This window comes from Haloferax sp. AS1, assembly GCF_014530665.1.
GTDB classification, from domain to species: Archaea; Halobacteriota; Halobacteria; order Halobacteriales; family Haloferacaceae; genus Haloferax; species Haloferax volcanii.
On record NZ_SPSA01000001.1, the window covers coordinates 2369394 to 2383157 of the forward strand.

The window sequence follows — 13764 nt, forward strand, 5'->3', positions numbered from 1 at the left end:
ACGAGTGCTGGCCTCGGCCGACGCCGCCCTCGCGGCACCGGCGAAACCGCCCCGTAACGAAACGTTCAGGCCCCTACCGGGCGCACCATCGCTGTGACACGGTATCGAAACGTCGGTCTGTTCGTCGTCCTCGCCGCCGTCTGGGGGTCCGCGTTCATGGCGATCAAAGCCGGGCTGGAGTTCTTCCCGCCGGTGCTGTTCGCGGCGCTCCGGTACGACGTGGCGGGGGTCGTGATGCTCGCCTACGCGCTGTACGCCACCGACTCGCCGCTCCCGCGCGGCAGAGCCGAGTGGACCGAAGTCGCCATCGGCGCGGTGTTCCTTATCGCCGCGTACCACGCGCTCCTGTTTATCGGCGAGACCGACCCCACCGTGACGAGCGCCGCCGCCGCCGTCATCGTGAGCCTCAGTCCGGTGCTCACGACCGGATTCGCGCGACTCCTGCTTCCGAGCGAGCGACTCACCCCCCTCGGCGTCGTCGGCCTCCTCCTCGGACTCGTCGGCGTCGCGGTCCTCTCGGAACTCGACCCGAGCAACCTCCTCGCCGGCGGTACGGTCGCGAAACTCCTCATCTTCGGCGCGGCCGCGGCCTTCGCCCTCGGCTCCGTCCTGACACGTCGGGTCGACTCGGAGCTGCCTATCGAGACGATGGAGGCGTGGTCGATGCTCCTCGGCGCGGGTCTGATGCACGTCGCGTCCCTCGGCCTCGGCGAGCGCCCCGGGGCGGTCGTCCTTAACGTCCAGTCGGTCGCGGCGCTCGCGTATCTCTCACTCGCGGCGAGCGCGCTCGGCTTCCTCATCTACTTCGACCTGCTCGCCCGCCTCGGTCCCATCGAAATCAACCTCGTCTCGTACGTCGCCCCCGTCTTCGCGGCGCTCTCCGGCTGGGCGTTCCTGAGCGAGGTTCCGACACCGTCCACGGTCGGCGGGTTCGCCCTCATCTTCCTCGGGTTCGTCCTCCTGAAGCGCGGGGCGATTCGGCGCGAACTCCGCTATCGATTCGGTGACGGTGCCCGCGCGACCGACTGAGTGGGCGCGCGGCTACGCGTCCGTCGCGTCCGTCGCGTCAACCCGCTCGACCGTCTCCACTTCTCCGATCATCGTCCAGCCGTCTTCGCCGGGACGCTGTCGACCGACGACGACCGCGTCGTTGTGCTCCGTCGTCGCGAACCGATAGACTGCGTCGTCGCCGTCGAGTCCGCCTTCGGCCTGAAAGTCGGTCTGGAAGAACTCCGCGCTCTCCAGCGTGAACGTGCCGTCTATCTCCTCGCCGACGACGAGGCGCATAGCGTTCGGGTGGATGTTGTACATGCGCTTTGCGACGCGATTGAGGTCGGGCATACCCCGACAGTTGCGCCCGCGGGCTAAATCCCTGCGGGAGCGACGCCGACCGAACCATCCGTCGGACCGCGGGCGACGTGTCGGGCTCCCGACCGTATCGAGCGCCGCGTTCGAACCGGAGAAAACCCGCGGAAATTCAGGGTTCGACGACCGTTCAAGAACGCGTGACTATTCCGTGAATAAAAGAGTTAGGCGAGGTTATGAAGTATTAGGCGGCCGCTCGTCTATCGATGAAACTTCACATTTACCGGATAGTCGTGGGTAAACGAGTATGAAACGAGTCGAATTCTCGCACCTAATTATGACCCCTCCGCTCCATGTTGTAGTCGTAGGTGCCCCCCAACCAATGTCGAACTCCCCATCCACGGTCCCCCGTGAACGCCTCTCCCAACTCCGCGAGGTCGTAACGGAAGAACGGCCGCTCCGCCTCGGCTTCGAACTCGTCGCCGCACCGCTTCGGTTCGTCGGCTTCTGGGCCGCAGTCGCCCTCCCGTTCCTGTATCTTCCCTTGCTGTTCGGCGGCCTCGAAGCCAGCGAGTTCACCGTCTTCGGAGCGCTTCTCGCAGTCAACGCGCTCGCGCTCGTCATCGGCCACAACTACGCCCGTTCGTAGACGCGGTCGTACACCGGCGCGGGTCGTGGTTTACGACAACGAACTGCGTTTTCCCTCCATCTCCGCGGCCGTCCTCTCGTTTCCCGTCTCTCGGGCTCTGTGCGGCCATCCGGCCACTGCCGGATGTCCCTCACGTTCGACCATCGGGAACCGAGTCGCTTTACCGCGGTCCGGTCTTCGGAGTCAGTATGTCGCTTTCGATGGTTCCACTGGGACGGACCGGAACGACGGTCTCCGAGCTCGCGTTCGGGACGTGGCGGTTCGGTCGGCAGAACGACGACGGCGCGGTCGAGGTCGGACGCGACCGCGCCCACGAGCTGCTCGACGCCTACGCCGCCGCCGGCGGGAACTTCATCGACACCGCCGATATGTACGGCGACGGTGCCAGCGAGACGTACATCGGCGAGTGGCTGGCCGAGCGCGACCGCGAGGAGTTCGTCGTCGCGTCCAAGGTTTTCTGGCCCACCCGCGAGGACGCCAACGGCCGCGGGCTCAACCGGAAGCACCTCCGCCGCCAGATAGACCGCATTCTCGACCGGCTCGGCACCGACTACGTCGACCTGCTGTACATCCATCGGTGGGACGACGAGACGCCGGTCGAGGAGTTCATGCGGACGCTCGACGGGTTCGTCCGCGACGGGAAGGTGAACTACCTCGGCACCTCGACGCTCGAACCCAACGCCTGGAAGGTCGTCAAGGCGAACGAACTCGCCGACAAGCGCGGCTACGAGCCGTTCAAAGTCGCCCAGCCGCGGTACAACGCCGTCAACCGCGAGATAGAGGGGAACTACCTCGATATGTGCGCCGACTACGACATCGGCATCGTCCCGTGGTCGCCGCTGGCCGGCGGCTTCCTCACGGGCAAGTACGCCCGCGACGAGCGCCCGCCCGCGGACTCCCGAGCGGCGAACGACCAGCGATTCGCCGACTCGTATCTCACGCCGGCGAACTTCGACGCGCTCGAACAGGTCGAGGAGGTCGCCGAGGCGGTCGGCGCGTCGCCCGCGCAGGTCAGCCTCGCGTGGCTCATGCATCACCCGCAGGTCACCGCGCCGATTGTCGGCGCGCGAACGGTCGACCAGCTCGGCGAGAACGTCGTGGCCGCGGACATCGACCTCACGCCCGACCAGTTCGAACGCATCTCGGTCGCCAAGCGTCACTTGTCCGCGTAACAGCTTCGGAAGCGGCCCCGAACCGTCAGGTGTAGGTGTCGTCGGCGGGTATCGGCGCGTATGACCGACGACGCGTTCGACGCCGACGCCTACGTCTCCGAGCTCCGGGCGAAGCGCGAGGAGAAAGACGACTTCTTCGGGTCGCACCCGCAGTCACCGATTCCGCCGGAGGAACGGGACGACTTCGACGGCCTCGACTACTTCGACCCCGACCCCGACTACCGCGTGACCGCGTCGGTCGAGACGCACGCCGACCCCGAGCCGGTGACGATGGACACCTCGACCGACGGCGAGGTCCGGTATCTCCGCGTCGCCACGTTCCACTTCGAACTCCGCGACACCGACCTCACCCTCGGCGCGTATCGTCAGGAACACGACGACTCGCCGACGCTGTTCGTCCCCTTCCGCGACAAGACGACGGGACAGCAGACCTACAACGGCGGTCGGTACATGGAACTCACGCCCGACGCGCCCCTCGACGAGTTGGAGGAGGTCGTCGTCGACTTCAACCTCGCGTACAACCCGTTTTGCGCGTTCACCGAGACCTTCGAATGTCCGCTTCCGCCGGAGGAGAACTGGCTCGACGTGGTCGTTCCTGCTGGCGAACGGGACTACGAGTAACCCGGCGAATCAAAAGCGCAAGTTCCATATCGGACGCTTCCGGAGAGACCGACATGGGACTGCTCAGTTCGAAGAAAGCCGTCATCGGGATGGTGCTGATGATCGTCGGGACGCTCGCTATGCTGCCGGGAATGCTGCCGAACTCCGCGCAGGTGATGTCCTACGCACTCGTCGTCGGTGCCGGCGCGCTCACCCTCGGAACGTGGATGGTCGGCACGTCCGAGGACGGCCGCCCGGTCTGAGACCGGCGCGTTCCCCGTTGTAACGGCGAAGAATCGGCTGTTCTCGCGACGACGTAGTTTGTCCGTCTGATCGGGTGTCAGCGACGCGGCCGGACGCGCGCCGCAGGAGTCGAATCAGCCGCGGCTCGGTGGGTCGGCCAGTCGGAAGAAAACGATGCCGCGAAGGCTGTGTCGCGTTCAGGCGTCGGGGCCGGACCAGCTCTGGAGGGTGGCGGAGTTACTGCCACTCTCGGAGGTCCAGATGACTCGAACAGTCGCGGTCGAGAGGTCGTCGGCGTTCTGCTCGACAACCGTCGCTTGGCTCCCGGCGGTAATCTCCGAATCCGAGGTTATCGATTCCCAGGTCTCGGTCGTCCCGCTCGCCCCTGCGAGTTGACCCGCGGAGTCGTTCAGGGCAACCGAGGAGGTGATGTTGACCTGCCCGGCGTCAATGGACGAACCGCTCTCGTGGGTGACTGTGAGGGCGGTGCCGTTGTAGTCGAAGCCGAAGCTCGCCTGCGGAGCAGTGTCGCCGACCTGGTCCCCGAGGCCGAGGACGAACGTCCCGATGACGGCCGCGAGGATGACGGTAATCGCGACCATGAGGATGACGCCGATGACCGGCGACACCGCGTCGTCTTCCGCGAGGAGGTGTTTGAAATTCATCTATCCGTTGTAGGTCCACTGCTGGAGCGTAGAGGACGTACTGCCACTCTGCGAGTTCCAGACGACGCGAACGGTGTCGCCGTCAGCGAATCCACCGGAGTTGTTTACAACGGCGGACCCACCTGCAGTGATCGGGTCGGAGCCACCGTAACTGGTCCAGTTATTACCGGAATTGGAGAAGTTACCGGTTATCGTGACTTGGTTCGCGGCAATCTGTTCGCCACTCTCGTGGGTGATCGTCAAGTTGTCGGTGCCGTCGTAATCGAAGCTAAAGCTCGCCTGCGGCGACGTTTCGCTGACTTGGTCCCCGAGGCCGAGGACGAACGTCCCGATGACGGCCGCGAGAATCACTGTAATCGCCACCATCAGGATAACCCCGATGACGGGACTGACTGCACGGTCTTCCGTGAAGAGATGTTTGAGTTGCATGCGTTATGTCCGACACCCGGACGGTATCGCTCGCCGAAGACGCCGGTGGCGCGGTCGTCGCTGCGCGACCAGCATCCCTGCCCGGCACCCGTCGCGGTGTGTCCACCCGACTCGTATCCCCGGGATAACTTAAATCTACGTACCAGATTAATGGTCAATTTCGCCCTCGAATTCGGGCATTAATATAGTGTTTATATTGTGTTTAAGTCCCTAACCACTCCCTTCGAGAGAGAATTTTAAAGAACATCTGACACGTTCTCGGAGGTTTCTTTTCTATCCCGTGTTCGTCGCCGTGCTTACCGGTCGGTCACGACCCCGGCTGTCCCCGTTCACGACCGCGTCGAACACGGCGACGAGAGACGAGATAGTACGAACTCGCGGAGCGGAGACACAAAAGAAAAACGCGGAACGAACGTGACGAGACCGCGACTGCGACGGGGTACTACCTCGCGTTCAGCACTCGGACCAGCCGCAGTTCTGGCAGGTCTTACAGCCTTCGGAGTAGTAGAGGTCCATCTCGCCGCACTCGGGACACTCGGGGCTCTCGCCCGCCGCGAGCAGGTCCGCGACGGCGTCGTTGTCGGACCCGTCGTCGACGGCGACGCCGCCGTCGGTGTCCGCGTTGGCGTCCTCGGCCGCGGCGGCCTCGGCTTCGACCTCGGTCAGGTTCTGCTGTTGCGGGTAGCCCTTGTCGATGTCGCCGTCGAGATACCGCCGCATCGCGGTCCCGATGGCGTCCGGGATGGAGTTAATCTGCTCTCCTTTGTCCCAGGCGACCTTCGGGCTCCGGATACCCTTGAGTTCGTTCGCAATCTCCTCGGGGTCGACGCCCGAGCGGAGCGACGTCGAGACGGTCTTGGCGAGCGCCTCGGTGAAGGAGGCGGTGAAGCCGCCGGAGTTGCCGATGTTGGCGAACAGCTCGAACGGCTCGCCGTGTTCGTCCTCGTTGATGTTGACGTAGAGCTTCCCGTAGCCGGTGTCGATGCGCTGGGTGACGCCGTACAGCACGTCCGGACGGGGGCGCTTCTTGCCCACGTCGCTCGGGGAGTCGGCGAAGGCGAGTTCGAGTTCGCTGCCGATGAGGTCCGAGACCTCCTCGGAGTCGAGGAACGCCTCCACGTCGCCGAACACGTCGCGAATCTGCGAGACGATGGCCTCGGCGGCCTCCTCGTCGTCGGAGAACTCGGTGTTCTTCGCGCGCGTGGTGAGCACCTGCTTCGAGCGGGTGCCGTCGCGGTAGACGGTGACGCCCTTGCCGCCGTGGTCGTAGATGTAGCGGTAGACCTCGTCCATGTCCTCTTTCGAGGCGCTGTTCGGGAAGTTACAGGTCTTCGAGATGGCGGAGTCGACGCCGCTCTGGAGGGCGCACTGGACGCCCGCGTGCTCGATACCCGCGAGGTCCGAGGTCACGACGAACAGTTCGGAGATGGCGTCCGGAACCGTCGACAGCGAGGAGAGGCCGTCGAACTGGTTGCTCGCCATCTGCTCTTGTGCCTCCTCCTTTACGGCCTCGACGTCGATGTCGTTGGCCTCCAGCACGCGGAGGAAGTAGTCGTCGAACTCGACGAGCATCTCGTCGCCCTGCACGTCGTCGGAGACGTTCTTGTAGTAGGCGACGTTGTAGATGGGCTCACAGCCGCCGGTGGTGTTCGACACCATCGACGTGGTGCCCGTCGGGGCGATGGTCGTCGTGTTGTGGTTGCGGATGGGGTAGCCGTCTTCCCAGTCGTCAGCGGACTCGCCGGTGTGGTGTTCGAACCACTCGCGGTACTCGGTCGGGTTCGCGTACTTCGAGTCCTCCCACGCTTCGAACGGGCCGCGTTCTTCGGCGAGTTCGTGGGACGCCCGCTTGGACCCGTGGTTGATGTGGGTCATGAGCTGCTGGGCGATTTCGTTGCCCTCGTCGGAGCCGTAGCGGACGCCGAGCTGGATGTACAGCTGAGCGAGACCCATGATGCCGAGCCCGATTTTGCGGAGTTCGCGGACCTTCTCCTCGATTTTCTCGACCGGGAAGTCCGACATCGTGACGACGTTTTCGAGGAAGCGCGTGCCGCTTTCGATGCGGTGGTTGAACTCCTCCCAGTCGACGGCGTCTTCGAGGAACGCCTCCGTCGCGGCCTCCAGCGAGTCGTACTCGTCGCCGTGGGCGTCGTACCAGACGCGCCAGTCGGGCGAATCCTCCGCGACGAGCGTCGAGAGGTTGATGTGACCGAGGTTACACGCCTCGTACTCCTCCAGCGGCTGTTCGCCGCAGGGGTTGGTGGCGAGAATCTGGTGGTCGGGGTGTTTCTCGACGTCGAAGGAGTGCTCCTTGTTCGCGCGTTCGAGGTAGACGACGCCGGGTTCGCCGTTCTCCCACGCGCCCTCGATAATCTGGTCCCAGAGTTCCTTCGCGGGGACCGAAAGCACCTCGCCGACCTCGACGTACTCGCCGAGACCGAACATGTCGTAGATTTCCTTCGTCTGGGGCGTGGCGACGTGCGGCTCTTCGGTGCGGGGGTTCGTGAAGACGAACTCCTCGTCGTTGTACAGCGCCTCCATGAAGCCGTCGGTGATGCCGACGGAGATGTTGAAGTTCGAGAGGTGGCCCTCGACGGCGTTGCGGAGGTGCTTGGGGACGCGGCCGTCCTCGTCGATGAGTTCGCGCGCCTCGTCGAGCGCGTCGACGAACTTGGTGTGGGTGAAGTCGTCGGGGTCGTTCAGGCGGAGCGTGTGCGCGAGCGACACGTCCTTGTTCTTCGCGTGGAGGAACTGGATGACGTCGGGGTGGCTGACGCGCATGACGCCCATCTGCGCGCCGCGGCGCGCGCCGCCCTGCGCGATGGTCTCGCACATCTGGTCGAACGTCCGCATGAACGTGATGGGGCCGGAGGCGATGCCGCCGGTCGAGCCGACCGCGTCGCCGTAGGGGCGGAGCTTCCAGAAGGCGTAGCCCATGCCGCCGCCGGACTGGAACACCTCGGCGGCCTCCTTGGCCGTCTGGTGGATGTCCGTGATGTCGTCGGCGGGTGAGTCGACGAAACAGGCCGAGAGCTGCTGGAGTTCGTCGCCGGCGTTCATGAGCGTCGGCGAGTTCGGCATGAAGGAGAGCTGTTCCATCAGCTCCTCGAACGTCTCGCGCTTCTCGACGACGACCTCGCGTACCTCCTCGGGGAGTTCGGGGACGAGGGTGTCGTAGGCGAACTTGTTGACGTTGTAGACCGAAAGCGTCGTCTCGGCCTCGTCGTCGTCGGCCGTGACGCCCTTGCCGAAGACCTCCGCGGCGAGTTCGTCGCGGCGCGGGTGGTCCGGCTTGATGAGGTCGGGCGTGACCGTGAGTTCGATGTCGCGTTTTTCGGCCTCGAAGACGGCTTCCGCGAGCGCGATGTTCTTCGCGACGCGGGGGAACAGGTCCTCCTGCGTCTCGACGAGGTCGCCGTCGGCGTCCTTGCGGAGGTAGCGGGCGGGGAGAATGTTGTTGTAGGCGTTGCCCGTCATCCGCGCTTCGAGGGTCTCGCCTTCGGTCCGCTTGACCGGCAGCACGAGTTCGTCCGTCGAGAGGTTCGCGTCGCTCATCTTACTGTCCCTCCCGCCCGAGCCGCGTTCGAGCGAGGTCGCGTCGATAGTGTCCGGAAATTCCGCTCATTGGTGACGATATTGGTGTGTGTTGCGTGGTTGGTTAAGGGCTTCGAACTCGGAGGTTCGACCGCCGAACGTATCATAATTAGTTCAATTACGACGACGGCCGACGACCGGGTCCGAACTGCACGGATTCATACGACGGACGGAAACCACATAACCGTAGGTAGAGCGGAGTGGAAGTGAAATTGTGACGCAAAAATCGCAAGACTTGGCGGTGATATCCAGTAGAACGTGAGGGGGGAGCCAGGGCGTCTGAACCCGTCACATGGTGAACTGTCTCGCATCACCGGAGAGGATATAAAGGAATCCCGGACAGTCGACAGCCACACAACTATCAGAATTCGTATGTTCGAATTTCGCAGTCGCTCAGGGGTGCCGAAATCGGTCGTTTCGGCGGGAAAACCACACCGGAACCGCGCGACGAGACCGCCCACAAGCTTATCCGCTCTACGGGTGTCATATCGGGGTATGGTACTGACTCCCCTCGCGCTCACCCCGTTACAGCTCGGCGGCCTGCTGTCCGGGCCGCTCGGTCAGATGCTCGTGGTGCTCGCGGCCGTCGCCGTCGTCATCCTCGTCGGCCGGCTGTTCCTCAAAATCGCGTGGCGACTGGTCACTATCGCCGCCATCGTCGTGGGCGCGCTGCTGTTGCTCTCGTTTTTCGGCATCAACGTCCTGTAATCCGAGCGCGCGGCCGTCGCCGCGGCCGACACGGAGTGGTCTCGGGCGCGGCGCACGTCTCGCCCGTCGCGTCTGACCCGACCCGACCCGACCCGACTCAGGCCACGTCGAAGCCGGCGACCGCCGTGAGGAAGTTTCTGACGACGCCGTGTCCCGACCCCGTGAGCACGCTCTCGGGGTGGAACTGGACGCACTCGATGGGGTAGTCGCGGTGGCGGACGCCCATCACCAGCGCCTCGCCGTCGTGGTCGGTCGTCGCCGAGACGTCGAAGCAGTCGGGGACGTCCGTGGCGACGAGCGAGTGGTAGCGCCCGGCCGGGAAGCCGTCTTCGAGGCCGGCGAAGACGCCCGCGCCGTCGTGGTCGACGGGGAACGCCTTCCCGTGAATCGGCTCCGGCGCGTGGCCGATGGTGCCGCCGTAGGCGTACACCGCGGCTTCGAGGCCGAGACAGACGCCGAGGGTCGGAATCTCGGTCGACAGCTCCGTGAGCACGTCGTTCGTCACGCCCACGTCGCGGTCGTTTTTCGGGTGGCCCGGCCCCGGCGAGATGACGATGGCGTCGGGGTCGAGGTCGCGTATCTCGTCGAGCGACGCGGTGTTCTTGCGCACCTCGATGTCGAGCGGTTCGCCCTCGACGGTCTGCTCGGAGAAGTACTCCACGAGGTTGTACGTGAACGAATCGAAGTTGTCGACGACGACGAGCCGAATCATTGCGACGCCTCCTCGGTCCCGTACTCGATGCGGCGGACGGCGTCGAGCACCCCGCCCATCTTCTGTTCCGTCTCCTCGTACTCCGCGGTCGGGTCGGAGTCTGCGACGATGCCGGCACCCGCGCGGACGGTGATGGCGTCGTCCGCGCCGTCGGAGTCGACCGTCGCGGTTCGGATGACGATTGCCACGTCGGCGTCGCCGGTCCACGAGTAGTAGCCGACGCCGCCGCCGTAGACGCCACGGGGCTCGGCTTCGAGGTCGTCGATAATCTCCATCGCGCGGACCTTCGGCGCGCCGGTGAGCGTCCCCGCGGGGAACGTCGCTCGCGTGGCGTCGAAGGCGTCCGAATCGGGGTCGAGCGTCCCCGAGACGGTCGATTCGATGTGCTGGACGTGGCTGTACTTGATGATGCTCATGAAGTCCTCGACGCGGACGCTCCCGGGCGTCGAGACCCGGCGCACGTCGTTGCGGCCGAGGTCGACGAGCATCGTGTGCTCGGCGCGCTCTTTCGCGTCCGCGAGGAGTTCGCCGGCGAGGCGGCGGTCCTCGACCGGGCCGGACCCGCGCTGGCACGTCCCCGCGATGGGGTTGACGACGACGCGGTCGCCCCTGACGGAGACGAGCGTTTCGGGGCTCGCGCCGACGACGCGCCGGTCGCCGTGCCGGAGCAGGTACATGTACGGCGAGGGGTTCACCTCGCGCAGCGAGGCGTACAGACCGACCGGGTCGACCTGCCCGCGGAGCTTCCGGGTGCGCGAGATGACGCCCTGATAGATGTCGCCGTCGCGGACGTGTTCTTTCGTCTTCCTGACCGCGGCCTCGTACTCCTCGCGGGAGCCGGCGTCCTCGCCGGTCCGCTCGAAGCCGCCGGGGGCGGGGTCGTCCGCCGCGCGGAGCTTTTCCGCGACGCGCTCGGCCTCGGCGACGACGCTGTCGTACACCTCGCCGGGGTCGTCGTCGGGCGAGACGACGGGGGTACAGACGAGGCGGACGGCGTCCTCGCGGTGGTCGAACGAGAGGGTCCGGGTCGTGAGGACGAACTCGGCGTCCGGGTCGTCCGTGTCGGGGCGCTCGCGGCCGACCTCGTCGAGCCAGAGGTCGTAGACGGCCTCGTAGGCGAGGAAGCCGACCAGCCCGCCGGTGAGCGTCTGGCGGTCCGTCTCGGGGAAGTTGACGCGCGGGAGGTCGGGGAGCGCGCCGCGCAGGGAGTCGAGCACGTCGCCGTCGCCCGCGCCGACGAACTCCGCGGCGGGGCCGCCGAGGTCGGTCACGTCGACGCCGTCGGGACCGACCGTCACGACCGCTTCGGGGTCGTAGCCGACGAACGAGAAGCGCGCGTGGGAGTCGGCGGCCGTCGCGGGCGCGGAGAACGCGCCCTGCGGGTTGCTCGAGGAGACCTTCTCGGCGCTCTCCAGGAGGAAGCCGTAGTCGCTGCGGTCCGCGAGCGTCGTGTACGCGGCCAGCGGGTCCACGGACACGTCGAGGTCGGCCACGAGGTGGGTCACGACCGGTCCGTCCGCGTCGCCGGCGAGGGAGACGAACCCCTCGCGGTCGGTGTCGGGGGCCGTCACGCGACGACCTCCTCGTGGTCGTCGACCGCTCCGCGAGCCGTCTTCGCCGCGGCGACGAACGCGCGGACCGCGTCGTGGTCCTTGACCCCGCCGGAGGCCTCGACGCCGCTCGCGACGTCGACGCCGTAAGGTTCGACGGTTCGAACCGCCTCGACGACGTTGTCTGGCGTCAGGCCGCCCGCGAGAATTACGGGCGCGTCGACCGCCGCGACGAGGTCGCGCGAGGCGTCCCAGTCGTGGGTCTCGCCGGTGCCGCCCGCGCCCGAGTCGGAGGGCGTGTCGACGAGGATAGCGTCGACGACGGGCGCGAGGTCGCGTGCGCGGGCGAGGTCGGTCGCGTCGACGACCGGGACGACGCCGACGCCCGTCGCGCGGAGCGAGTCGAGGTCGTCGGCCGCGAAGTCGCCGTGGAGTTGGAGCACGTCTGGGCCGACCTCGCGGGCGAGGTCGCGGGCGTGGTCGACGGAGTCGGGCATCGTCACGAGAGTGGTCGTGAGGAACGGCGGCGCGGCGGTGAACAGTTCGCGGGCGCGCTCGCGGGGAATCTCGCGGGGCGTGTCCACGGGCACGTCGCAGATGGCACCGACCGCGTCGGCACCGGCCGCGTCGACGGCGGCGAGGTCGGTTTCGTCGGTGACGCCGCACACTTTGACGCGGGTCATCTCACGCCTCCCGGAGCGCGTCGAGTTTGGCTTTCGCGGCACCGGAGTCGATGGCGTCGCGGGCGACTTCGACGCCCCCCTCCAGCGAGTCCGCGAGGCCGGCGACGTAGATTGCCGCGCCGGCGTTGGCGAGGATGAGGTCGCGCTTCGGCCCGGTCACGTCGCCGGTGAGGATGCCTTCGAGGTCGTCGGCGTTCTCCTGCGGCGTGCCGCCGGCGACCGCCTCGATGGGGGCCCGTTCGAGGCCGAGGTCGGCGGGCGTGAGGGTGTACTCGGTGATTTCGTCGCCGTCGATTTCGGCGACCGTGGTCGCGTCGTGGAGCGCGATTTCGTCCATGCCGGAGCCGTGGACGACGAGGGCGCGCTCGACGGGCATGTGCGACAGCGACTCGGCGATGACGGGGACGAGGTCGGCGTCGTAGACGCCGAGGACCTGCGCGTCGGCCCCGGCGGGGTTCGTCAACGGGCCGAGGACGTTGAAGACCGTCCGCATGCCGAGTTCCTTCCGCGGGCCGATGACGGCCTTCATCGCGGGATGGAACACGGGTGCGAGCATGAAGCCGACGCCGTTGTCCTCGATGCACGCCTCGACGGACTCGGGCTCGGCCTCGACGTTCACGCCGGCGACCTCCAGCACGTCGGCGCTCCCAGAAGACGAAGAGACGGAGTAGTTGCCGTGCTTGGCCACCGCCGCGCCCGCGCCGGCCGCGACGAGCGCGCTCGTGGTCGAGACGTTGATGGTGTTGTAGTCGTCGCCGCCGGTGCCGCAGGTGTCGACGAGCGGGCCGCGGTCGGGCTCGATGGTCAGGGCGGCGTCGCGCATCCCCTGCGCGAACCCCGCGATTTCGGCCTCGGTCTCACCTTTCGCCCGGAGCGCGGCGAGGAGCGCGCCGATTTGCGCCTCGGTCGCGTCCTCGAAGACCGCCCGCGCGGCGTCGCGCGCCTCCTCGACAGTCAGGTCCGCACCGCCGGTCACACGTTCGATATAATCCTGCATTGGTAATCACCGATGTACTTCTTCGGGTTACGATGTACAAATTCGTACATCGGCTTAAGCGTGTCGGGCTGGCGAAAATCGCCGGCATCGGCCGGTCGGCGCGCGGGTCGAATCGACCGCCTCGGACGGCGGGACCGCGCTGTGACCCGAATCGCCGCACGTAGTCCGATTCGAAAGCTTAAATTGTAACCCCGGACAACGGAGAGATGCGTCCGAACGGACGCGGGAAGCACCGTAACCGGGTTGGTGGTCTAGTCTGGTTATGACACCTCCTTGACATGGAGGAGGCCGGCAGTTCAAATCTGCCCCAACCCACTTCTCTCCGACGCCACGGCCGCGAGAGACCTCTGTGTCTCTCGCGTCGGCGTCGTGTACGTGGTTCCGGGCAGATTTGAACCAGCGAGCGAACGCAGTGAGCGAGTGTGGTTCACGCGAGCGAAGCGAGCGTGTCACCCGA

14 protein-coding genes and 1 tRNA gene are annotated in these 13764 nt (G+C 66.3%); 7 read left to right on the forward strand and 8 right to left on the reverse strand.

Features of this window, described 5'->3' with window-relative positions; genetic code table 11:
- Positions 1-93: 93 nt before the first annotated feature.
- The gene (locus E4P24_RS12395) at positions 94-1029 is read left to right on the forward strand and encodes a DMT family transporter (protein WP_004062532.1); all 936 of its coding nucleotides are present in this window, start codon (positions 94-96) and stop codon (positions 1027-1029) included.
- A 12-nt stretch (positions 1030-1041) separates the two neighbouring features.
- Here the strand turns inward: E4P24_RS12395 and E4P24_RS12400 are convergent, their stop codons facing one another.
- On the reverse strand, positions 1042-1341 hold the full coding sequence (locus E4P24_RS12400) for a hypothetical protein (RefSeq protein WP_004042347.1): 300 nt from the start codon (positions 1339-1341) through the stop codon (positions 1042-1044).
- Between the two features lie 346 nt (positions 1342-1687).
- Between E4P24_RS12400 and E4P24_RS12405 the strand changes: the two genes are divergently transcribed.
- The 4 genes from E4P24_RS12405 to E4P24_RS12420 all read left to right on the forward strand — a co-directional run bounded on the left by E4P24_RS12405 (position 1688) and on the right by E4P24_RS12420 (position 3989).
- Positions 1688-1954 carry a hypothetical protein gene (locus E4P24_RS12405; RefSeq protein WP_004062531.1) on the forward strand — a complete coding sequence of 89 codons (267 nt, stop codon included), beginning with the start codon at positions 1688-1690 and terminating at the stop codon, positions 1952-1954.
- 188 nt (positions 1955-2142) lie between these two features.
- Positions 2143-3126, forward strand: coding sequence for an aldo/keto reductase (locus E4P24_RS12410; protein ID WP_004062530.1), 984 nt, complete (start codon positions 2143-2145; stop codon positions 3124-3126).
- A gap of 60 nt (positions 3127-3186) precedes the next feature.
- Positions 3187-3747, forward strand: a complete 561-nt coding sequence (locus E4P24_RS12415) for a DUF1684 domain-containing protein (protein ID WP_115802935.1) — start codon at positions 3187-3189, stop codon at positions 3745-3747.
- A 53-nt stretch (positions 3748-3800) separates the two neighbouring features.
- On the forward strand, positions 3801-3989 hold the full coding sequence (locus E4P24_RS12420) for a hypothetical protein (RefSeq protein WP_004042355.1): 189 nt from the start codon (positions 3801-3803) through the stop codon (positions 3987-3989).
- Positions 3990-4166: 177 nt separating this feature from the next.
- On the opposite strand, the gene E4P24_RS12425 is transcribed toward E4P24_RS12420, so the two are convergent.
- The 3 genes from E4P24_RS12425 to E4P24_RS12435 form a co-directional block, all read right to left on the reverse strand.
- Positions 4167-4634 (reverse strand): type IV pilin, encoded by a 468-nt coding sequence (locus E4P24_RS12425; RefSeq protein WP_188148536.1) that lies wholly within the window; start codon positions 4632-4634, stop codon positions 4167-4169.
- Positions 4635-5063: a type IV pilin gene (locus E4P24_RS12430; protein ID WP_004042359.1), complete on the reverse strand. Its 429-nt coding sequence runs from the start codon at positions 5061-5063 to the stop codon at positions 4635-4637.
- A 453-nt stretch (positions 5064-5516) separates the two neighbouring features.
- Positions 5517-8618: an adenosylcobalamin-dependent ribonucleoside-diphosphate reductase gene (locus E4P24_RS12435; RefSeq protein ID WP_004062527.1), complete on the reverse strand. Its 3102-nt coding sequence runs from the start codon at positions 8616-8618 to the stop codon at positions 5517-5519.
- A gap of 534 nt (positions 8619-9152) precedes the next feature.
- Between E4P24_RS12435 and E4P24_RS12440 the strand changes: the two genes are divergently transcribed.
- Positions 9153-9365, forward strand: a complete 213-nt coding sequence (locus tag E4P24_RS12440; protein WP_004042362.1) for a hypothetical protein — start codon at positions 9153-9155, stop codon at positions 9363-9365.
- 97 nt (positions 9366-9462) lie between these two features.
- Here the strand turns inward: E4P24_RS12440 and trpG are convergent, their stop codons facing one another.
- From trpG to trpD, 4 genes are read right to left on the reverse strand one after another with little or no spacing between them, the layout of a single operon-like run.
- Positions 9463-10077 (reverse strand): anthranilate synthase component II, encoded by a 615-nt coding sequence (trpG, locus tag E4P24_RS12445; RefSeq protein ID WP_004042365.1) that lies wholly within the window; start codon positions 10075-10077, stop codon positions 9463-9465.
- Positions 10074-11648 (reverse strand): anthranilate synthase component I, encoded by a 1575-nt coding sequence (gene trpE, locus E4P24_RS12450; protein ID WP_188148537.1) that lies wholly within the window; start codon positions 11646-11648, stop codon positions 10074-10076. Before trpE ends, trpG begins: the two co-directional genes overlap by 4 nt.
- Positions 11645-12310, reverse strand: coding sequence for a phosphoribosylanthranilate isomerase (gene trpF / locus E4P24_RS12455; RefSeq protein WP_188148538.1), 666 nt, complete (start codon positions 12308-12310; stop codon positions 11645-11647). The genes trpE and trpF overlap by 4 nt, the downstream gene beginning before the upstream one ends.
- Before the next feature lies 1 nt (position 12311).
- Complete coding sequence (gene trpD / locus E4P24_RS12460) at positions 12312-13307, reverse strand: anthranilate phosphoribosyltransferase (RefSeq protein ID WP_115802929.1); 996 nt, start codon at positions 13305-13307, stop codon at positions 12312-12314.
- Positions 13308-13547: 240 nt separating this feature from the next.
- Between trpD and E4P24_RS12465 the strand changes: the two genes are divergently transcribed.
- Positions 13548-13622 (forward strand) — tRNA-Val (locus tag E4P24_RS12465).
- Positions 13623-13764: the final 142 nt, after the last annotated feature.

Excerpts from the sequence above, each read along its gene's own strand:
- trpF (WP_188148538.1), bottom strand. The coding sequence starts at position 12,310 with ATGACCCGCGTCAAAGTGTGCGGCGTCACCGACGAAACCGACCTCGCC.
- trpG (WP_004042365.1), bottom strand. The coding sequence starts at position 10,077 with ATGATTCGGCTCGTCGTCGTCGACAACTTCGATTCGTTCACGTACAAC.
- E4P24_RS12440 (WP_004042362.1), top strand. The coding sequence starts at position 9,153 with ATGGTACTGACTCCCCTCGCGCTCACCCCGTTACAGCTCGGCGGCCTG.
- E4P24_RS12425 (WP_188148536.1), bottom strand. The coding sequence starts at position 4,634 with ATGAATTTCAAACACCTCCTCGCGGAAGACGACGCGGTGTCGCCGGTC.
- E4P24_RS12420 (WP_004042355.1), top strand. The coding sequence starts at position 3,801 with ATGGGACTGCTCAGTTCGAAGAAAGCCGTCATCGGGATGGTGCTGATG.
- E4P24_RS12400 (WP_004042347.1), bottom strand. The coding sequence starts at position 1,341 with ATGCCCGACCTCAATCGCGTCGCAAAGCGCATGTACAACATCCACCCG.
- trpD (WP_115802929.1), bottom strand. The coding sequence starts at position 13,307 with ATGCAGGATTATATCGAACGTGTGACCGGCGGTGCGGACCTGACTGTC.
- E4P24_RS12405 (WP_004062531.1), top strand. The coding sequence starts at position 1,688 with ATGTCGAACTCCCCATCCACGGTCCCCCGTGAACGCCTCTCCCAACTC.
- E4P24_RS12435 (WP_004062527.1), bottom strand. The coding sequence starts at position 8,618 with ATGAGCGACGCGAACCTCTCGACGGACGAACTCGTGCTGCCGGTCAAG.
- E4P24_RS12430 (WP_004042359.1), bottom strand. The coding sequence starts at position 5,063 with ATGCAACTCAAACATCTCTTCACGGAAGACCGTGCAGTCAGTCCCGTC.
- E4P24_RS12415 (WP_115802935.1), top strand. The coding sequence starts at position 3,187 with ATGACCGACGACGCGTTCGACGCCGACGCCTACGTCTCCGAGCTCCGG.
- E4P24_RS12410 (WP_004062530.1), top strand. The coding sequence starts at position 2,143 with ATGTCGCTTTCGATGGTTCCACTGGGACGGACCGGAACGACGGTCTCC.